Below are 20,982 nucleotides of genomic sequence, written 5' to 3' on the forward strand. Positions count from 1 at the left end.
TGAGCTAGCTATGAAAACACTCTGCATTTTTTTATTCACTTTGCCGCTTTCTTGCCTTGCTAACACGGCGGTTGACGATGTTAGTGTAAATTACCTGACTTCACTTCATTATAGTGGCCCTGAAGGTTGGCCTACGGCAGGGAAACCCTATGCACCCCCTATCTATAATGCTGAGCGAGACCAACTGCTAGGAATATCATCCACAGGACATGTAGATATTTTTGGTAACGACACTAGGGCAGCAAATATGTGGGGGCTGGCGCCGGTGCAAGGTCATTATTTTTCATTGGCTAAAGATATTAAATCATACGTGGGTTTTGCTGAGCATCCACAGCTCGATAGGCTTTATAGTATTGATTTAGATGGTAACATTTTTTATGTCCACTCAGATGGCAGTAATAAAAATATTGTTTTTGATAACAATGAGGAAGAGCTTAGCAGTCAACCTAACGTTCAGCCCATTTTTGATCAGCAGGGGCGGCTACTGTTTATAGACACAGACGGCGAATCTTACTCGCGGTTAATGCGCTTAGACGCCGATAATACCTTGATTGAAATGCACCGTTTTAACAATAACCCGCATGGTTATTATACTGGTGCGGGAGGTATGTTATTGAGTGGTAATACATTATTTGGCTATTTGGCCTACCCCAGAGGCACACCATTTTTAGATACACTCTCGATTGATGATGATTTTATTGTCGGCGCCCTCTACGCAATGGACTTAAGTAACGACCCAGTACAAAGCCCTGAAATTATACACGAGTTTACCTTAGCCGAGGGAGAAGTTCCGTGGACAAGAGGTGAAGCTGCGCGTATAGCCACCTATTTGGTTGAAGACCAACAAGGTTATTTATACGGCACCACGTCGGTAGGTACTTGTAAAACAAAAGGAATAATCGTTCATAATCAGCAAGAGGCAAAATTTGATAATGGCATTTGTGGTGGTAGCTATGCCTTATATTCTGTGACCGATAAAGAAAATCTCATCCATACAGAATATCCTCATTATGATGGCAGTAACCCTTTTGGCTCTGTATTTAGAGTAAAAAAAGATGGCTCTGATTTTGTGTTAGTGCATACATTTAGTGACCTAGATGGTAGCCAGCCCCGCGGACCAATGGCGATTACGGACAATGGCTACCTTTATGGTACAACGATGGGGGGCGGTGTCCATAAAGATGAAGTTATAAGCGTAAAGCAAGGCAACCCCTACCCCTCGGAATTCGGGGAAGTAACCGGGAATGGCACCATTTATCGTATTCGCCTCGCAGATATTAAAGTTGAAAATGGCGTGGTCGTTGAAAGTGGTTTTGAACATGTACACTCTTTTAAAGCGGGGATAGATGTTGATGCCGACGGCAAAGTGCCAACCGGTATCATGTTAGCTGCAAACGGTAACTTATACGGCACCACCTTATATGGTGGCCGAGGGTATACCGATAATTCTGGTAATAAATACCTCAATGATAAATTCGGTACTGTATTTGAAGTAGATTTAAGTGCTCAACAGCCGACAGGCTCAGTGTCAATCAGCATAACTCCAGGGACTATAAAGCAAGGAGAGCAAGCCGAAGTGACTTGGTCCAGTTTTAATGCAACAGACTGTAAAGCAACGGGGGAAACAGCGATTGGCGACTGGCAACCTGATTCGCCACTAGAGCCGCAAGGCAGTATGGTTATTTCGCCACAGACAGGGGTTTATACATTGACAGTTAATTGTAAGGATAGCGATGTGAATAGTCGTTTTGCTGCCCTAGCAACCTTGTATGTGGATGCAGAAGCCAAAGCAAAAGACAGTGAGTCACTTAGCTATGGTAATGGCGGCAGTTTAGACTGGCGTTGGCTGTTTTTGTTAACTGCGGCAGCATTGTTTAAACCAGTTCGTACAACGAGGTTTAAATGAACGCTTCGCAAGCGCTTAGTAAACCACTTAAAGATGCTTTAAAGCTGCAAATGCGCAGTTTTTATCATGTTGCAGGGTTTAGTGCTGTCATTAATGTATTAATGCTGTTGCCTGCAATCTACATGTTGCAGGTTTATGATCGCGTTTTGAGCTCAGCAAATTTAGACACCTTATGGCTAATCTCTTCGATGGTTGCGGTATTTTTCTTATTAATGGGGGGGCTGGAGTGGATCCGGAGCCGAGTATTAATAAGCATTAGTCAACAATTTGATAAAACTTTACACAACCGTGTATTTAATGCGTTATATCAACATCAACTTAAAACTGGTAACGCTAACTCAGGACTACTGATTAACGATCTTAATCAAGTTCGTCAGTTTATGACAGGGAGTAGCGTGTTTGCCTTTTTTGATGCGCCTTGGGCGCCTATTTTCTTAGTAATTTTGTTCTTTTTTCACCCTTTATTGGGCACGCTCGCATTGGTTGGTAGTTTAGTGTTATTTGCTTTAGCTTTAGCAAATGAATTATGGGCTAAACAGTCTCTAGTTTTAGCCTCACAAGCAACTACAAATGCTAACAGACTCGCCAGCGATATCATTAATAATGCCGAAGTTGCTCAAGCCATGGGTATGCAGCAAAATTTACAAGAACGATGGCAGTCAGAGCACTGGGCTGGAATTTGCCATCAAAGTGAAGCGAGTAATTTAAGTTCTGTTCTTACTGCAACCAGTAAAGTTTTACGACTCGCATTACAGTCAATGATGCTAGGTGCAGGCGCATGGTTGGCTGTTGCGGGAGAAATAACAGCTGGAATGATGATTGCGGGCTCTATTTTGGCAGGACGTATGCTCTCGCCAGTTGAGCAATTGGTTGGTGCTTTTAAACAATGGCAATCAGTTAAGCAATCACAACAACGTTTAAATGGCTTGTTATGTCAATATCCATCAGTAAAGGAAGGGCTTTGTTTACCTAAACCAAGCGGTAAATTAACCATTGAGAACGCCACTTTAATCCCACCAATGGCTCAGCATCCTGTTCTTAAAAATATTAGTTTTGAGCTTGAACCAGCAGAAATTTTGGCCATTATAGGCCCCTCAGGTGCTGGTAAATCATCAATTGCGAGAATGCTATGCGGTATTTGGGAGCCGCGTATAGGTAAAGTGCGTTTAGATGGCGCAGATGTATTTCAGTGGAATAAACAAAGCTTAGGCCCTTTTATTGGTTATTTACCACAGAATGTGAGCCTTTTTGCAGGCAGTATCGCGCAAAATATTGCACGATTTGGCGAGGTGGATGATCACTTGGTGATTAAAGCCGCGAAGTTGGCTGGGGTCCATGACATGATACTCAAGTTAAGTAATGGTTATGAAACGCAACTAGGTGAAGCAGGAACCGGTTTATCGGGCGGCGAAAAACAGCGCATAGGCCTTGCAAGAGCAGTGTATGCTGATCCTAAGGTGGTTATTTTAGATGAAGCAAATGCGAATTTAGATGATAGCGGTGAGGCTGCGTTAGCAGCAACAATCAAAACGTTAAAGCAAGCTGGCAGTAGTGTGATATTTATAACTCACAGAGCGAATATTTTAGCTATGAGCGATAAAATTTTGTTACTAAACAAAGGCCATGTTCAGGCATTTGGCGCTAAAGAAAACGTATTAAACGCCATGCAAAGAGCCAAACAAAGTCAACAGGGAGTGGCAATAGCATGAATGCTCAACACGGCATAGCAGGTCGTAAATACATTCTTTGGGGCTGGATTATGACTGCACTAAGTTTGGGTGTTTTTTTACTTTGGGGAGCCTTTGCACCACTAGATAAAGGTGCTGTGATTGAAGGTCAAGTTATTGTATCTGGGAGAAAAAAACAAATACAAGCTCCACAAAGTGGGGTGCTTGCCCAGTTGTTAGTGCAAAATGGTCAATGGGTTGAGAAAAATCAGCCTTTAGTGACCCTCGATAACCGAGTCGCTAAAAGTCAGCTTGAGGCCGCAACAACTCAATATTATATGGCACTGGCAGAAAAAGAACGTTTATATGCTGAGTTTACACTAACGCCGAAGTTGCACTATTCATCAGCGTTAACCGAAATAGCATTACCACAAGCCGAAGAGGCTATGCGCTTGCATCAGCAATTGTTTGTACAAAGAAAAGCAACGCAGGATGCAAAACTCTTACTGTTAGAAAATAACAAACACACTACGCAATCGAGAATTTTAGGCCTACAAAATGTGGTTGCCAGTCAGCAACAGCAATTGGCTGTATATAAAAATTGGCTTAGAGACACACAAGCTTTAGTAGATAAAGGCTATCAATCACAAGAAAAACTTTATCAATTACAGGCACAAGCTGCGGAGATCAGCGCTGATTCAGCAAACTCACAAGCAGAACTAAAAGCACAACAGGCCAGGTTATTAGAGCAAGACACTCAATTACAACAGACAATAAAAGCTTACAAGCAAGACCTCAGTCAACAGATGGCTACCAATCAAGCGAATATTAGTCATTTCAAACAGCAGATTATTACGGCTCAATTTAGCCTGGATAATAGTGAAGTTCGCGCACCAGCAGCTGGTCAAGTTGTAGGCCTTAATGCGTTTGGTGATGTAGTATCCCAATCACAATTATTAATGGAAATAATGCCTAAAGGCCAAAGTCTTATTGTGGATGCGAAAGTACCGGTTCATCTAATTGATAGCATCTTACTTGGTCAAGAAGTAGATCTACTATTTAATGCTTTCAATACCAGTACGACACCGAAAGTTAAAGGCAATATAGATAGCCTGACACAAGATATTGTCAACGACCAACGAACTGGGCAGCCTTATTATCAAGTAACTATTCGAGTCAATGAACAAGCGTTGCTAAAAGATTTAGTGTTACAGCCGGGGATGCCAGTTCAAGCATTTGTTAAAAATGGAGAGCGTTCGATGCTGAGTTATTTGTTTAAACCTTTAATAGATCGTATTCCTCATGCAATGGCTGATAATTAAAAAGAATTTCACTTTAATTAATAATTAAGAAGGTTTACCTAATAAATACACTTGAATGAGAATGATTATTGTTTATAATGTCCGCCTGCCACGCAACGGGACTTTGTAAATTTTGACTAGCAAGACCACTAACAGAACTGGGTTCAACTCGATGTATCAAGAACACCACGAATGGTTAGTTCGTTGGATTGCTAAGCGAACGAGTAATGCTGATAATGCCCAGGATCTGGCGCAAGATACGTTTATAAAATTGTTAAATAAGCCAATGCTTTATGATGATATGCGTAGCCCACGTGCCTGGCTTACGAAAGTTGCTGGTAACTTGATGACAGATCAATTACGCAGGCAAGTGCTTGAACGTAATTATCAAAGCATGCTCGAATCAATGCCTGAGGCTGACTACTTTTCGCCTGAAGAACAATTGGAGTTGCTTAACTTACTTGAGCAAATTGACAAGTTACTCACGGGTTTGAAAGCAAAAGAAAAAAAAGCTTTTCTAATGGTTAGATTGGATGGCATGAGCTATAAAGATGTCGCAAACGAACTAAAAGTAAGCTTATCTTCAGTCGAAAAGTATATCGCAAAAGCAACACTACAGTGCTACCAACTTGTTTATTTTGACAGCTAAATCTGATGAATTTTAGACTCAATCACAATCAAGCTCATATTCCAGAACACATAGTTCAACAAGCAATTCGTTGGCAAATTAAAATTGAATCTGGCAGCATCAGTGAGGCTGAGCAGGGACATTTTGTAAAGTGGCGCAGTGCTGATCCATTACATGAGCTGGCGTGTGCTCGGTTACTACACCTTGATAAAGCATTTAGTGATGTTGCTGTAAAGTCCGCCGGGTATGCACGAGAAACATTACAAAAAACAGACCATGAAATTGATAATCTACAGCGTAGACGTTTGCTCAAAGGCGCGCTTGGTACGACACTAAGTGTAGCAGGTGTGGCTTTTTTAGCTGAGCAGCAAGGCGCTCGTCATTATTTTAGTGCTGATTTATCAACCAGACATAGTCGCGAAAAATTTACCGTTTTCAAAAGTAGCCAACTATGGTTAAACCGCCATAGTACGGTAGAAATTGATGAACAGAAGAGTAATTCGATTAGGCTCACGCAAGGCGAGTTATTTTTAAAAACCGCAGCTATTGATGCACCTGTTCAACTACACACAGCTCATGGCGTATTTGCCACTCAAAACGCAGAAGTATTTGTTCGTCATGAGGCAAGTCATGTGATTGTACAAGTAAACAAAGGCCTACTGCATTACAGTGCAGAGGCAGGTGAAAACAGTTTATCCCTACAAGCAGGCTCGACGTATCAACTCTTTTCCAATAAACAATTTGCTTTAAATAATGGGGTTTTTGATTACAGTAGCTGGCGTCAAAATCTACTCACTGCTAGAGCCATGCCGCTTGCCGATTTTTTACACGAGTTGGCTCGTTATCGAAGCGGCCATATTCGTTGCCATCCAAGTTTAAACGAAACGCTAATTTCTGGTGTATTTCAGCTTTCAGATACAGATTTAATTTTATCAACTGTCGCACAGTCATTGGGCGCAAAGCTTAACTATCTGACCCGTTTCTGGGCAGAAATTTTACCGAAGTAAAATAATTCTCATTTATTTTTACGGCTTTTCATTTTTCGTTCGGCTTTATAGGTATGTAACGAAAAAAGGAAACTCACATGCCGTCTCGTGTATTGCTTTCTAGCTGTGCCATATTTGTTTCGAGCCTGTTGTCTGTGACCCCAATTTATGCGGCGCAATCATCAGCTAGTTCAGCTAATTTCACATTAGTTCAATTTGACTTACCTGCAGGTAATCTAGGTGATTCATTAACGCTGCTTTCACGACAAGCAGGGATCACACTGAGCTTTGATGAGCAAATCGTAAAAAATATCTCCGCGTTAGAGCTTAAAGGACGCTACAGCACAGAAACTGCTTTAAATAAACTTTTACAATCAACCTCATTAGAAGCGTTTTTGATTGCTCAAAATGCTTGGATCATTAAAGCAAAGCCACAATCAGATGTGATTACTCTTGATACTATTCAAGTTCAGGGACAACACAATAAACTAAAAAATAAAACCTATACCGAGGCAAAATCGGTAAACGTCATCACTCAGCAAGATATTGAACGATTTCGCGGTACCAGTGTTGGCGATATATTCCAAGGTACACCTGGGGTATTAGTCAGTGAGAACCGCAACTCAGGTGGTTTAGACATCAATATCCGCGGTATGCAAGGTCAAGGCCGTGTGCCAGTTATTATTGATGGAAGTCGCCAAGAAACAACTGTTTATCGAGGGTATTCAGGTGTCTCTAGCCGCAGTTATATTGACCCCGATTTAATTGGCTCAATGACGATTAGTAAAGGCCCTGTTATGGACGCGCAAGGGACCGGTGCGACGGGCGGATTAGTGAGTGTAAGCACTCTTAATGCTGACGATATTGTCAAAGAAGGTGAACTGTCAGGTGTACGTTTAAGAGCGAGTGCTATTGGTAATAGCTCAAACGCACCTCAGCCTGGAACCTATGCAGGCTATTATCTCCCTCGTAATGCTTATCGCTCAGACTGTCGCTTTCCAACATATTGTACTGAACAGTACTTGATGCCTGAGCATTTTGCCCCCGAAGAAGGAATGGACAGACCTAGTTTGTTAGAGTTTGCGAGTTACGCGGGGAGTGTCGCTGCTGCAAAACGCTTTAGTTGGGGTGACTTAGTTGGTGCTTACGCTAAGCGTGAACAAGGCAATTATTATGCAGGTAGCCATGGCCCTAAACCCGAATTGATTTATGGTGAGCCGGTTAAAATGGCTTGGTATACCGAGACTCCTGTGTCTGTGGAAGGTGCGTCAAGATTTCGTGCTAATGAGCGTATACCAAATACAAACTTCAATAGTGAGTCGGTATTACTTAAAACGAACTTGGTGATGCCAAAAGATCATAGCTTAGAGATGAGTTATATCCTTTATAACAGCGAATATGGCGAAATGATGCCTTCGCAAATTCGCTCTTTTGGTCAAGCAAGACAATGGCTTGACAGCGAAGTAACAAACCATACCTATACATTAAAATACAAATGGCAACCGCTTACTTATGATTGGGCCGACTTTTCGGCTAATTTGTGGCACACAGATGCGATTACAGATTTAAATACGCCAGATGTCGGCTCGGTGGATATTGCCGATAACATAGCTCGAAAAGATGACTATCAGCGTTGGGGTGCTGAATTTAGTAATAAAATGATGTTCTACAATCATGGCGAACTTGCATTGAGCTATGGCATTGCTGGGCAGTGGGAAGATATGGATACCGACACGCCCCAAACAGAAGGTTTTTATGCTGGTTCAAGAAGCGGTTGGCGTAAAGAGTTTAGTGCTTTTAGCGCCGTCGATTGGCAAATTACAAAGCAGTGGCAATTAGAAGCAGGATTACGCTTTAGTCATTTCTCTTCAAAAGATAATAATCCTTTAGAGCTTAAGCCCAATGATCCCGCATGCACACCTGATGGGCAAGGAGGCTGTGTCCCTGTAAATTATCAGAATAGTCACTCAGGCAGTGCGCCGCTTATTGCTTTAACATGGCAAGCGTTAGACAGTCTTCAATTATACATTAGACACGCAGAAGCTTTACGCATGCCAAGCTTGTTTGAAAGTACTTCGGGCTGGTCTGTGAGCCCTGTGCTTGATATCCCTCTGAAACCTGAGCATGCCAAAAACCAAGAATTGGGTATTAATTATTTAAACGAAAAAATAGCGAATAACACAGAGCAACTGGCTATAAAGCTTGCCTATTTCGAGAATCATGTAGATGACTATTTGACTCGAACACAACCAAATGCATGGGAGCAATCACAAGGCGGTATGCTCGATTTTTTCCGCATGCGCAATATCGACAGTTTAGATCTTAATGGTGTTGAGTTGAACTTTAGTTACACAACACCTTTTTGGTTAGTTGAATTAAGTGGCACTAAATATTCCCATATTGAAGTGTGTAATGTTGGTAGCTATGTACGCTATTACTGTAATGACTGGGGGATCCCTGAGAGCTACATAAATAATATGATCCCGCCTAACTGGCATGCCAGCTTGCATTTAGGGTTACGTCTTTTTGATCAAAAATTCGAGACTGGTTTACGCGCTACCTTTATGGGCGAGAGAAACTCAATTCCTCGATACAACGCACCAACAGGTTTTAATGAGCCTGTGCTATGGCACAGCTATAACCTTTTAGATTTCTACAGTTCATACCAATTTAACGATACGGCGACCCTTGATTTTACTATCGATAATATTACCGATCGTTACTACTTAGACGCATTGAGCTTAGGACTTGTGCCAGCCCCAGGGCGCACAGCCAAGCTTAGCTTAACTTTACAATTTTAATTGCCAGAAAAACCAGCAAGGAGACCCCGATGAAATTGATGCTACATACATTCACCGCTATAGGGCTAGCTTTAGCGCTAACCGCTTGTGGTGGAGGTGGTGGTAACGACGATAGCACCCCTGTTGTTGTTGAACAAAAACCGACGGCTGTCATCACAAGCAGTACAGAACAAACAACGTTTTCACTTAAAGATGGTGCAGTACAAATTCAACTAAGTGCTGATCAAAGTAGTAGCGCAGATAACAAAGAGCTCAGTTATCAATGGCAACTTATTTCCCGCCCAGAACAAAGTGAAGCGGCTTTAACCAGCAATGATAACCTTAGCACCGATTTTATGGCTGATCTTCCTGGTGAATATGTCATTAGTCTTATTGTTAATGACGGTGTGAATAACAGTGAAGCAACACGCATTACTTTTAATGCAACAACACCATACCCCACTGCAGTTGCCGAGCCTGTATACAGTGTAAGTTTGGGTACAACGAGTGTAGGCCTAGATGCAAGTGCCAGTTTACCTCCTACAGGCGAGACAGGCAGTTTAGATTATCAATGGAAGATTGTTGAAAAACCGGCTGAGAGTGCGGGTTATTTAAGCAATGCAACACTTAGTTTAGCTACTCTATTTGTTGATGTAGCTGGAGATTACAAACTTGAGTTGGTTGTTTATTACGGAAATATTGCCAGTGAACCAAAAACGGTTACCGTAACTGTTTCATCAGGTAATGCTCCACCTGTTGCGATTGCTGATGATGTGACGGTTAAGCTTGGGCAAACAGTCACGCTTGATGCATCAGAAAGTAATGACCCTGAAGGAGCGTCTTTACAATACCGTTGGAAATGGGCTTACAGTCCTGTTGAACCAGATGCTATTCCATTACCAGAATTAGCAGGAAGAACAACAGATACACTTACTTTTACGCCGGTAGTTGCGGGTGAGTATTCATTGGTACTGTTCGTGTTTGATGGTGCAAGAAAAAGTGAAGAGCGTGAAGTCCTTGTAACCGTAGAGAAAGATCCTGAGTCTAATGAAAACAAAGCACCCGTCGGGGAGTTACTAGCAACAGGCTATTTCCCTTCTTATAGCATTGGTGAGCAAGAAGTTGGTTTGCGCGCTGAGTTTAATTTTTCAGGCTATGATCCAGAAGGGGAAGCATTACAAATAATCAGTGCAGAACTTATTGAAAAGCCAGAAACAAGTACTGCTGAATTAGTTGATATTGGTTCTTGGAAGCCGATGGGCAAAAAGATTCAAGAGCTTGATGTTGAAGGCATGTATAAAGTGCGAATGGTCGTATCTGATGGTGTTAATCAACTAACAACCGATGCAACAATGGAAGCTAAAATTGGTAATGTTAATGGGCAGCCTTCAACACGTGGTGTAGATGCTCAATCTAAATCAGTGATTGTAGGTGATGCACTCGTATTTGATGCATCAAGTGAAGACCCAAATGATGATCCAATGACATTCCATTGGGAACTTGTTGACCGTCCAGATGGCAGTAACGCGGTTATTGAGCCAGTTATTGAACCTGAAACTCAAGAGTATCGTCGTGCTCGTGTGGTAACTGACGTACCAGGCTCATATACTGCGCGCTTGATTGTTGAAGATGACCGCGGACTTTTTGCAAAAACTTATGCAGAAGATGATGGCCTTGCAAAACTTACCAATACTGCGCCTGAAATTCGTTCAGTTGTGTGGGCACGTAGCTGGGGGAGATTGCAGCCAGGTGAAGATTACTATCAAATCTTACCGTGCATGTCATTATTACATCGCCCAGTTACGGTTGATGCTGATGGTGATGAAGTCTTCACCCATGAAGAGTTAATTAGCACGCCTGAAGGTGGTGAATTCACAAGTTATCCTGATGAAGCTGATTGTCCTGCCACACGCGGTCAAGTGTTTACCAAACCAGGTACTTATACATTCCGTTATTCAGCGACTGATTTAATAGACGATGCACCACAATATGATTTTGTTGTTAAAGTTGATCCATTATCAGAAGCGAAAGGTGTTCGCTTACGAAGTATTAATGAAGATGGCGAAAGCTTATGGCACCCACTTCCATATGAAACAATTCCACCATTTGCAAATGGCTTTAGTGCAAGCTCGCGTCCATTTTTAGAAGAAGGCTATGTGCAATGGGAGCTGAGTGCTATGGATAGTGCTTATACGATTGAGAATGTTAAGGTGAGCCATATTAATGGTGGTCTTGCGAGTCTTACTCCTCGTTTTGAAAACCTATATGAAGGACGAGTTATTCAACAAGGCGAAAGCTTAGCATTTCAAACCGTAGTACCTGCAGTGCCTTGTATTCGTAATGACGATAAGTCTGAAGGCTTCCATTTCTCTTTCAATATCAGAGAAATCCCAGAAATTACTTATGTATACGAAATATGGCGCACAGCCGATGAAGACAGTCTTTTCAATGAGTGGGAAGAGTGTGAAGAAGGCCAGTTAAATTAAATACGCCAAATTAAAAACTTAAACAAGCGAACCTTCGGGTTCGCTTTCTTAATATTTCCCCTTCCTCGTTCCTTTTTAGTTAAAAGCCGTAACAGCGGCTTAAAACCCATATAAAAATAAAGGAGCATATCTATGTTCAGATATATATCAACGCAGGATCTTCTAACTTTAGTTGACTCAACCCGCAGTATCATTCTCAAAAACGACCATAGAATTAATCATTTAATGTTAAACAAAGAAAATCCTGATTTTGAGGGGCTTTGGTCAATTGTCGAGCTAGATGTTTATGCCAATAAGCAACTGAACTATCGTGGTGTAAAAGTGTTGTTTTATAAAATGATGGTTTTTCTGCTCGAAGATATTCAGGAGGACACCTTTGATTATTCGGATTACGATGACCAACCTTGCAACGAAAACCCTGAGCGCTTTGATGCATTATCTCCCCAATATCGCTCTTGGAGGATCTTAAACACTTTTAAAATTGATCTAGATCAAAGAAACTTCATTCGCAGCAATCTATATTACGCGGCTGCAATTTTCGCTGCTTTTTGAAATCTAGATTAGCTTTTAAAGGCAATACTCCATCATCGTGCTTAAAGGTGTGTCATGGCATTACTCATCAATAACAAATGTATTAACTGTGATATGTGTGATCCGGAGTGCCCGAATGAAGCTATTTATATGGGCGCGAAGATATATCAAATAGACCCAAATAAATGCACTGAGTGTGTTGGGCATTATGATAACCCTACATGTGTTAGTGTGTGTCCTATTGATTGCATTAAGCCAGATCCAAATCATCGTGAATCTTTAGATGAGCTGGCAGAGAAATACGTTAAATTGACCTCTCAAGCTTCTTAGTTAAATCACTTTTCTTAATTCTTTTTGCTTATCTTAACGTAGCGCCCTGCGATAATTGTTCTACAATTTTATGAACAACAACACGTTAATAAAAAATCAGGGCGTTTTATGTGGTTTAATAAATCCTTACAGGCTGAAATTGATGCGTTAAAAGCTGAGCTTTATCCGCTAAAAGATCTCACTTCAGGTATTGATGAAGAGATGTTGGTGCTTAGGCTGCGTGCTGATGGCACAATGGCCTATATTAACCAGAACTTTTTAGATGAATTAGGCTACTCGCACAATCAGCTAATTGACTCGCCCTTCCAAGATATTATTACTGAACAATCTCGAAATACTGACCAGTTTGTAGAGCTAAAAAACGCCATTGAAAATCAACAGCATGGAGTAGGGCACTTACAAATAACTCGCTATGACGGCAAGCTTGAGTGGCTACGATTAATTGCTCACCCGGTACATACAGAGCAAGGTGAGCTTAATTACTTTGCTATTTATGGCACAGTGCTTACCGATGCTATTTCTACTTCTCGTGAACAGCGCGATACTATTAATGCCATCTATCGCTCGATGGCAGTTATTGAGTTTGACCTTGAGGGCAAGGTTATTAACGCAAATGAACCATTTTTAGAGAGCATGGGTTATAAAAAAGATGAGATCGTTGGTAAGCACCATAGTATGTTTTGTGATCATGCACTTGCTGAATCTGCGGAATATGAGAAGTTTTGGCAGCGCTTAAGACGTGGTGAGTTTGTTGTTGATCGCTTTAAACGTGTTGACCGTCATGGCAATGAAGTGTGGCTTGAAGCATCATACAACCCCATTTCAAATGATTTTGGTGAGCTTTACAAAGTGATGAAGTTTGCCACTGTGATCACTGAGCAAGTTAATCGTGAGCATGCTATTTCACAAGCGGCTGAAATTGCGTATGGCACATCAACCGAGACCGATAAACTCGCTCAACAAGGGGCTGAAGTGTTACAAAACACCATGACAGTGATGAATGAATTAGCCCAGCAGATGGAGCAAGCAGCTCAAGAGATTTCAGCCCTCGATAAACAGTCACAACAAATTGCAGCCATTGTGCAAAGTATTAGTAGTATTGCGGAGCAAACGAACTTACTGGCGCTAAACGCAGCAATTGAGGCTGCTCGTGCAGGTGAGCAAGGCCGAGGCTTTGCGGTGGTGGCTGATGAAGTCAGGCAGCTTGCGTCAAGAACCTCAAAAGCCACCGAAGAAATTGTTGAAGTAGTAAATAACAATCAGTCACTTACACAAAATACGGTAAAGGTTATTGAACAAGGCAAGGTGAAAGCCGAGCAAGGTGTGTCTTTATCAAATGAGTCTGGCAAGATGATGGAAGACATACAACACGGTGCGCAGCAAGTGGTTGATGCAGTTGGACAATTTGCAAATCAACTGAATCACTGACAAAAAGCTTACTCAGTTAGGCTTTTATAATGCTATTTGATTAAATCATTTCTTATTTTGCTTCAAGAAACTTCCTAATGTCTTGAAAGCGGCTATTTATCCAACTTTTTTACGCTAATATCATCGAACGGTACAGATTTAGTAGTCCTTATCGAGCTACTCTGTGATGATTTTAGTATTTAAGGTGGGATGATTTATGTTTTTTACCCAACCATTGAAAGAAAGGATAGCTCAGTTAGAAGATGAATTGTTTAGCGTATCTCAAGTGAAAGATACATTAGATAATAGAATGTTTACGCTGGAGCTAGATAAGGAAGGTTGTATCACGTTTGCCAATACGCAAGTATTAGCAGAACTCGGCTATACAGAAGCCCAATTAATAGGAAAACCTCTGCTTGATTTAGTGCCTAGTACCGCTAAACAAGCTAAGCATTCCCTTCAGTTCAAACGAGCTATTTTAGATAAATCAGCTTGGGTCGGTGCTGTTCAACTTTTAAATGCGCAGGACCAGCATGTGTGGTTAAGAGCATTTTTTCATCCAACTTTAAATAAACAGCAGGGCTTTGAAAAGTTTGATCTTCACGCCAGTGTGCTGACCCGAACAATTGAAACATCACGAGAAAATAAAGACTTAGTGAAAGCAATTAATCGCTCAATGGCGGTTATTGAGTTTGATTTAGAAGGTCATGTTTTAAAAGCGAATGATCAATTTCTAGCGGGTGTGGGTTATGCAAAAGAGGAAATTATTGGTAAACATCACCGCATGTTTTGTGAACCTGAGGAAGCAAATTCAACTGGCTATGCTGAGTTTTGGCAGAAATTACAAAAAGGCCAATTTATCTCGTCACGATTTAAGCGGGTTAATAAGTTTGGTGAACCCATTTGGTTGGAGGCGACTTACAATCCGGTTTTTAACGAGCAAGATGTGCTTTATAAAGTCGTTAAGTTTGCCACTGTGATCACCGAACAAGTGAATTTAGAAATGGCTGTGTCTCAAGCGGCTGACATCGCTTACGGCACATCTACCGAAACTGATAAAGCAGCAAAGCAAGGTGCCACTGTTTTAGATGAAATGGTTCATGTAATGGATGATTTGGCGAAGCAAATGGAGCAAGCTGCAGCTGAAATGGCTGAGCTCGATAAACAATCACAGCAAATTGCTGCCATAGTACAAAGTATTAGTAGTATTGCGGAGCAAACAAACTTATTAGCGCTTAATGCAGCAATTGAAGCGGCCCGAGCTGGTGAGCAAGGCCGGGGTTTTGCAGTGGTGGCTGATGAAGTGCGGCAACTTGCTTTAAGAACCTCTAATTCAACAGTCGAGATTGTTGATGTTGTAAAACAAAATAGGTCTTTGACTAAACATACGGTTGAAGTAATTGAATTAGGAAAAACGAAAGCTGAGCTAGGTTTTAATCTTGCCTCTGAATCGGGGAGTGTAATGAGCGACATTCAACATGGCGCTCAAAAAGTGGTGGATGCAGTTGGGCAGTTTTCACAAAAGATAAAGTAACTTTATCTGTGTTTATATTGGGTTTTACAGTAACCACGGGATATATCTGGATGACGTAGTTTTAAGTGTTTGGTTTGCCTACCCGCTGCGCGTTTTCGCCAAAGTTTAAAGCTCGAACGTGTTAATTGCTCACGCATTAGCGCGATAACGCTTTTTTCATTTAAACCAAACTGTTGGTTTATTGCTTCAAACGGGGTTCTGTCTTCCCACGCCATCTCTATGATACGTGATACTTCATGATCTAAATGCTGCATTACGGCTCCTTTTTATAGCCTATACGTATTTGCAGCAGATTTAGATTATAAGATATCGTGTTGCCAGTGCTCTGCTAAAAAGTCGATGAACGCTCTCACCACATTTTGTTGGAAGTTACGCGATAAATACACCGCCCATAAGTGAGAGCCTATAGTTGTATGCTCTGGCAGTACTTTAACAAGCTCACCTGATGCCAAATAGTCATTGGCGAGATCGCAAGGTAGGTGAGCAATGCCCATTCCTTGTTTTGCAGCTTTTAGAAGTACGCCCATATCGTTGGCAACAATGTTGCCCTTCACGGTCACTTTTTGTGTGTTGTCGTCGTGTTGAAATTGCCAAATAGTGTGTTTGTTATGAATAAGGCAATTGTGTGCGGTTAAGTCACTCGGCTCAAAAATCGGTGGGTTTGCAGCTAAATAATCGCTAGAGGCACACACTGCGGTTGCGATATACATTAGCTTACGGGCAATAAGACCTTCGTCAGGCTGGTGGATGTAACGCAAAGCGATATCAACGCGGTCATCAACCAGCTGCGATAAACTATCTGAAAGTAACAGTTCAAAGCGCGTCTGTGGGTGGCGCCTAGTAAACACTTCAATGGCATCAAACAGTTTATGTTGGCCAAGCCCAATCGGAGAGGCAACACGGATAGTACCCACTAATTCGTTGTTATGACTATGCGCTCGGCTTTGTAAATCAGACACTTGATTTAATATTTGCTGGCAATAGCTAAGGGCTTCTTCGCCTTGAAGGGTCAAACTTACTTTGCGTGTTGTACGATGAAACAATCTTAAATTTAGCCACTTTTCTATATCTTGAATATGCCTAGAAACTTGTAATCGGCTTAAACCTAAATGCTCTGCAGCCTGAGTAAAACTGCCTGTACGGGCCACTTCGACAAAGCTAGTAATTGAATTGAGTTTATCCATTGGTATCTTAAAGTGAAACAATGTGTATCTATATAGTGTGTTTATCAGTAATTAGTGAACAAGTAAACTGCAATCATTGAAACAAACAACGGAGAATTCCTCATGAAATTAGCAGTTATTGGCGCAACAGGTTGGATTGGCAGCCACATTACTTCAGAAGCAATCGCACGTGGTCATCAAGTAAATGCATTAGTTAGAGACGTAAGTAAAGTAACTCAAGATAACGTTACTGTGACTGAATTTGATTTAACAAAAGACGATATCGCAACTGCAGCTGAAGGTAGTGATGTTGTTATTGCGGCAATTGGTGGTCGTGCTTTAGGGAACCATGAAATTGTTGCAAACACAGCAAAGCAATTATTAAACACGCTTGCAGGTACTGGCACACGCATTTTATGGGTGGGTGGTGCAGGTAGCTTAGAAGTGGCACCTGGTGTAACACTGGTATCAAGCCCAGACTTTCCTGCTGAATATAAAGCAGAAGCCATTGCTCAGGGTGAGGCACTTGATGTATTTAGAGCATCAAGAGCAGATATAGCTTGGACTTTTGTATCACCAGCAGCGGTAATCTACCCTGGTGAGTCAGAAGGCCCGTACCGTGTTGGTGGCGACAGCTTCTTTACTGATGCAAACGGCGAAAGCAAAATATCAGTGACTGATTATGCTAAAGCGATGCTTGATGAAGCACAGTCGGCGGCTCATTTAAATCAACGTATTAGTATTGCTTACTAATAGCGAGCCTTTCTTCAGGCTCATAAAATGGTATTCTTAAGCGATGTGTTAAGTTACCTATTTAATTTATGAGCCTGCTATTTTCTATTGCACTTGCAACTATTCCTGCCTTACCAGAAGCCGTCGCGAACAACGCTGTAGCCAAAGTTGTTATTGATGAACAAGCCTACTTTTTAAGTTTTATGGGCTTGAGCTCAGGCAAAGCACATACCGATGTTCACAATAAAGTGTGGGTCCTTAAGGTGGGCGATAACGCGTGGCAAGCAGCCAAAGCCGTGCCAAGTACATTGCCTCTTAGTGGCCGTTTGGCGAGTACCGCAGTGGGTGTGGGTCAGCATGCCTATGTATTTGGTGGATATACCGTTAGCGCCGATCATCAAGAAATCTCTACACCCGATGTATATCGCTATGATGTGCTTTCTAATTCATATACGCAACTTGCCAATATGCCAGTGCCGGTGGATGACAGTGTGGCGCTTTCGTACCAGCAGCGTTATATCTATTTAGTCAGTGGTTGGCATAACGATGGTAATGTTAACCTTGTACAAGTGTATGATACGCATACAGATACTTGGCAACAGGCTTCGCCATTTTTAGGTCAACCGGTGTTTGGCCAAGCGGCGGCAATTAGTGGAAACACTATATTGGTGTGTGATGGCGTTAAAACAGAGGCGAATGCTGATAAACGTCGTTCTTTCGCTGCGGTTGCACAGTGTTTAAAAGGTACAATTGATGCTAATAACCCATTAAAGATAGATTGGCGTACGGTACCGCACCCTACAGGTGTTGCCCATTACCGTATGGCAGCAACCAGTTTTAATGGCGACATTTATATGATGGGCGGCTCTGATAACCCATATAACTACAATGGCATGGGATACGATGGCAAACCAGCGCCAGCGAGTGATCATGTTTGGCGCTTTGATGTTGATAAAAACACGTGGCAAGTGATGCCAAAAGCTGATACCGCGAGCATGGATCATCGAGGTTTATTAGAGCACCAAGGAAGTTTGTATCGTCTTGGTGGTATGGATAATAATCAACAAGTGACAGCCGGTGCACTTGGTTACAAGGTAAAGTTATCTCTATGAATACACTCTATATTACAGGGGCGGGAGTGAGTGCCGCTAGCGGTATACCGACCTTTCGTGGCGAAGATGGTTATTGGACCATTGGCAGCAAAAATTATACGCCGATGGAAATGGCAACGCGTGCTATGTACGAAAATAATCCCCGCGAATTTTTAGCTTGGTATTATCATCGCTTTGCAACCTATCGCCATCACGGTCCCAATGAAGTGCATCATTGGTTAAGTAATAAAAATCTCATTACGCAAAATATCGATGGCCTTGATGGTAAAGCAGGTAACACCGATTTTATTGCTATTCATGGTCGCTTAGATCAAATGACACTGTTTCACCATCAAGGTGACGATGTGATGGCTTTTAACGCGCCGTGGGATAATGTTAACGAAGACAACCTGCACAACTCCTTGCTTGAGGTGTTCAATATTGATAATGAAAGCCCCAAGCTTAACGAATCGTTTAAGCCTTACGTGTTGTTATTTGATGAATACTACACTGAGCTTTATCGAATCTCTGAGGCGCAACAGCGCATGCTTGATGCCGATAGAATCGTCTTTATCGGCACCTCTTTTAGCGTCAATATTACCCAAATGGCACTTGATATTGCACGCAGTCAAGGCACGCCAATTGAAGTGGTTGACCCAGATCCTACTCACGTATTTCATCCTAATGTGACGTATCACAAGATGACAGCGCTTGAGTATGTTCAGCAGCAAGGATAAAAATAAGGCGCTTATATTAAGCGCCTTATTTAATTATTGTTTTTCAGCTTTGGTTGCTGTGATGTTTAACCGCGCTTGTAAGGGGTCCGGTAAAAACTCTGCAGTCCCTGATTTATTCATTTGCAGTATAAAAGATTCATCATTTTTATATGCTTGCCAAGTAGGCAAACCTGGGCCATTTGGTGTGCCTAATTTAATAAAGTTTGTCACATAACGGTGCATTATTTTAGCGGCTTGCTTATCTTGCTCAGTGGTAACGTGTCCATATTTAGCAGCCACAGTATTAAAAAAGTACGGAATTTCGCTGGCGTGCTCTGCACCGGGTTTATCTAAAGTTTGCGCTACATAACCAAAACGATACAAAAAGGCATCGTTACCCATATCTGTCACACGTTTTGCAACGAACCTTGCAGGCTCTTGCATTAACGCATCTTGACCAACTTGGTAATTGAGTAAAGGCAATGGCGTTTCGCCGCTTGCATCGTAAGTCATTTTTGCTTGTGTACTGTGCGGAGCAAAACTCGCGAATAGCGCCTCTTTAGAAGCAAAATTAGCAAAGCCTAAATCCATATCTGTTGTGCCAACCATGGTCGCAACATGGCTAAATGTGCCTTTTCTCAAGCGTGCTTCTGTCGCCGAATTGATGATAGTGCCATCAATAATTGGCCCGCCAACGTAAGTAGACTCATCATCATTTTGTCGGTTTAATGTGCTTAGATTTAGGTTATCAACCACGTCTTCGGCAGATAACTCACGTAGTGCAGCAAGGGCATTTTCATCACTGCCTAAAATAGTGTGTTGCTTGGCAAAGTTTTCGCCAATTTTTTCGGCGCTTAACACGGTGTCATCATCACTAGTTAGAGGCAACTGCTTAAAAAGCTCTCGTCCGCCCGCTGACATAATAATCGCTTGCTGGAATAAGCCATTAGCAGCAGGGGTTTGCATCATCGCATGTACCGATGCGCCCCCTGCAGACTCACCCATGAGTGTCACTTTTGCAGCATCACCACCAAATTGAGCGATATTTTGTTTCACCCATTCAAGGGCCGCAATTTGATCCATCAAAGCATAATTGCCCAGTGCATCGTTCTCAAAACGACTAAGGGCAGGGTGCGCAAAAAAGCCAAATCGGCCTAAGCGATAATTAAAGCTAACAAAAATAACCCCTTGTTTAGCAAAGCTTTCACCCGAGTAAACAGCGGGTGATGCGCCACCATTTACAAAGCCACCCCCGTGTATCCATACCACAACGGGATAAGGAGAATCGTTGTGTTTAGTGGGTTTAAACACATTTAAATAAAGGCAATCTTCCGAAGGGGTTGTTGTAAGCGGTGCAGCGTCGGCTGCAAACGGCTTTTGCATACAGTCAGGCGCGTAATCGTTAAGTACTTTTACATCTTGCCACTTAGGAACAGGTTGCGGTGCTCGCCAGCGTAACTCTCCAACCGGAGCTGCAGCATACGGAATGCCTTTATAGGCAATAAAACGCCCTTCTTTTTGCCCTTGGATGAGCCCGCCAGTGACGGCGATTTGATCTGATTGAGGTTGTTCTTGGCAGGCTTGCAAAAATACAGCAGAGCCTAATAGAAAAGATGAGTAAAAAATCGATTTGAGAATACGCGATGTCATAACAAAGCCTAGGCTGTTTGGGTAAGGCTTATAATATTAACATATTCAGATAGTAACAACGAGAAAACCAGCAT

17 protein-coding genes are annotated in these 20,982 nt (G+C 42.0%); 14 read left to right on the forward strand and 3 right to left on the reverse strand.

What is annotated here, in order from left to right:
* Positions 1 to 10: 10 nt before the first annotated feature.
* From NFU46_RS09570 to NFU46_RS20460, 11 genes are all read left to right on the forward strand, one after another.
* Positions 11 to 1,906: a hypothetical protein gene (locus NFU46_RS09570; RefSeq protein ID WP_251601404.1), complete on the forward strand. Its 1,896-nt coding sequence runs from the start codon at positions 11 to 13 to the stop codon at positions 1,904 to 1,906.
* Positions 1,903 to 3,615 (forward strand): type I secretion system permease/ATPase, encoded by a 1,713-nt coding sequence (locus NFU46_RS09575; protein WP_235378206.1) that lies wholly within the window; start codon positions 1,903 to 1,905, stop codon positions 3,613 to 3,615. Before NFU46_RS09570 ends, NFU46_RS09575 begins: the two co-directional genes overlap by 4 nt.
* The gene (locus NFU46_RS09580) at positions 3,612 to 4,895 is read left to right on the forward strand and encodes an HlyD family type I secretion periplasmic adaptor subunit (protein ID WP_251601406.1); all 1,284 of its coding nucleotides are present in this window, start codon (positions 3,612 to 3,614) and stop codon (positions 4,893 to 4,895) included. The genes NFU46_RS09575 and NFU46_RS09580 overlap by 4 nt, the downstream gene beginning before the upstream one ends.
* 151 nt (positions 4,896 to 5,046) lie before the next feature.
* The gene (locus tag NFU46_RS09585) at positions 5,047 to 5,523 is read left to right on the forward strand and encodes a sigma-70 family RNA polymerase sigma factor (RefSeq protein WP_251601408.1); all 477 of its coding nucleotides are present in this window, start codon (positions 5,047 to 5,049) and stop codon (positions 5,521 to 5,523) included.
* A gap of 5 nt (positions 5,524 to 5,528) precedes the next feature.
* A complete protein-coding gene (locus NFU46_RS09590; RefSeq protein ID WP_251601410.1) occupies positions 5,529 to 6,509 on the forward strand; it encodes a DUF4880 domain-containing protein in 981 nt (326 codons plus the stop codon).
* A 77-nt stretch (positions 6,510 to 6,586) separates the two neighbouring features.
* On the forward strand, positions 6,587 to 9,289 hold the full coding sequence (locus NFU46_RS09595; RefSeq protein ID WP_251601412.1) for a TonB-dependent receptor: 2,703 nt from the start codon (positions 6,587 to 6,589) through the stop codon (positions 9,287 to 9,289).
* A 29-nt stretch (positions 9,290 to 9,318) separates the two neighbouring features.
* The gene (locus tag NFU46_RS09600; protein ID WP_251601414.1) at positions 9,319 to 11,754 is read left to right on the forward strand and encodes a PKD domain-containing protein; all 2,436 of its coding nucleotides are present in this window, start codon (positions 9,319 to 9,321) and stop codon (positions 11,752 to 11,754) included.
* 132 nt (positions 11,755 to 11,886) lie between these two features.
* Positions 11,887 to 12,306 (forward strand): hypothetical protein, encoded by a 420-nt coding sequence (locus NFU46_RS09605; RefSeq protein ID WP_251601415.1) that lies wholly within the window; start codon positions 11,887 to 11,889, stop codon positions 12,304 to 12,306.
* A 54-nt stretch (positions 12,307 to 12,360) separates the two neighbouring features.
* A complete protein-coding gene (locus NFU46_RS09610; protein ID WP_119853146.1) occupies positions 12,361 to 12,615 on the forward strand; it encodes a YfhL family 4Fe-4S dicluster ferredoxin in 255 nt (84 codons plus the stop codon).
* 108 nt (positions 12,616 to 12,723) lie between these two features.
* Positions 12,724 to 14,043 carry a PAS domain-containing methyl-accepting chemotaxis protein gene (locus NFU46_RS20530; protein ID WP_405030635.1) on the forward strand — a complete coding sequence of 440 codons (1,320 nt, stop codon included), beginning with the start codon at positions 12,724 to 12,726 and terminating at the stop codon, positions 14,041 to 14,043.
* A 196-nt stretch (positions 14,044 to 14,239) separates the two neighbouring features.
* Positions 14,240 to 15,556, forward strand: coding sequence for a methyl-accepting chemotaxis protein (locus tag NFU46_RS20460; protein ID WP_285835536.1), 1,317 nt, complete (start codon positions 14,240 to 14,242; stop codon positions 15,554 to 15,556).
* Between the two features lie 2 nt (positions 15,557 to 15,558).
* On the opposite strand, the gene NFU46_RS09635 is transcribed toward NFU46_RS20460, so the two are convergent.
* Positions 15,559 to 15,810 carry a TIGR03643 family protein gene (locus NFU46_RS09635; RefSeq protein WP_251601417.1) on the reverse strand — a complete coding sequence of 84 codons (252 nt, stop codon included), beginning with the start codon at positions 15,808 to 15,810 and terminating at the stop codon, positions 15,559 to 15,561.
* A gap of 45 nt (positions 15,811 to 15,855) precedes the next feature.
* Entirely contained in the window at positions 15,856 to 16,740 is an 885-nt protein-coding gene (locus NFU46_RS09640; protein ID WP_251601420.1) for a LysR family transcriptional regulator, read from the reverse strand.
* 102 nt (positions 16,741 to 16,842) lie between these two features.
* Here NFU46_RS09640 and NFU46_RS09645 point away from each other — a divergent pair, with 102 nt between their 5' ends.
* The 3 genes from NFU46_RS09645 (at position 16,843) to NFU46_RS09655 (ending at position 19,279) form a co-directional block, all read left to right on the forward strand.
* Positions 16,843 to 17,472, forward strand: a complete 630-nt coding sequence (locus tag NFU46_RS09645) for an NAD(P)-dependent oxidoreductase (RefSeq protein ID WP_251601422.1) — start codon at positions 16,843 to 16,845, stop codon at positions 17,470 to 17,472.
* Positions 17,473 to 17,540: 68 nt separating this feature from the next.
* The gene (locus NFU46_RS09650; RefSeq protein ID WP_251601424.1) at positions 17,541 to 18,563 is read left to right on the forward strand and encodes a kelch repeat-containing protein; all 1,023 of its coding nucleotides are present in this window, start codon (positions 17,541 to 17,543) and stop codon (positions 18,561 to 18,563) included.
* On the forward strand, positions 18,560 to 19,279 hold the full coding sequence (locus NFU46_RS09655) for a Sir2 family NAD-dependent protein deacetylase (RefSeq protein ID WP_251601426.1): 720 nt from the start codon (positions 18,560 to 18,562) through the stop codon (positions 19,277 to 19,279). Before NFU46_RS09650 ends, NFU46_RS09655 begins: the two co-directional genes overlap by 4 nt.
* 33 nt (positions 19,280 to 19,312) lie before the next feature.
* On the opposite strand, the gene NFU46_RS09660 is transcribed toward NFU46_RS09655, so the two are convergent.
* Positions 19,313 to 20,908 (reverse strand): carboxylesterase/lipase family protein, encoded by a 1,596-nt coding sequence (locus NFU46_RS09660; RefSeq protein ID WP_251601428.1) that lies wholly within the window; start codon positions 20,906 to 20,908, stop codon positions 19,313 to 19,315.
* Positions 20,909 to 20,982: the final 74 nt, after the last annotated feature.

It is taken from the genome of Pseudoalteromonas sp. NCCP-2140, assembly GCF_023708065.1.
In the GTDB taxonomy this organism is placed as follows: Bacteria; Pseudomonadota; Gammaproteobacteria; order Enterobacterales; family Alteromonadaceae; genus Pseudoalteromonas.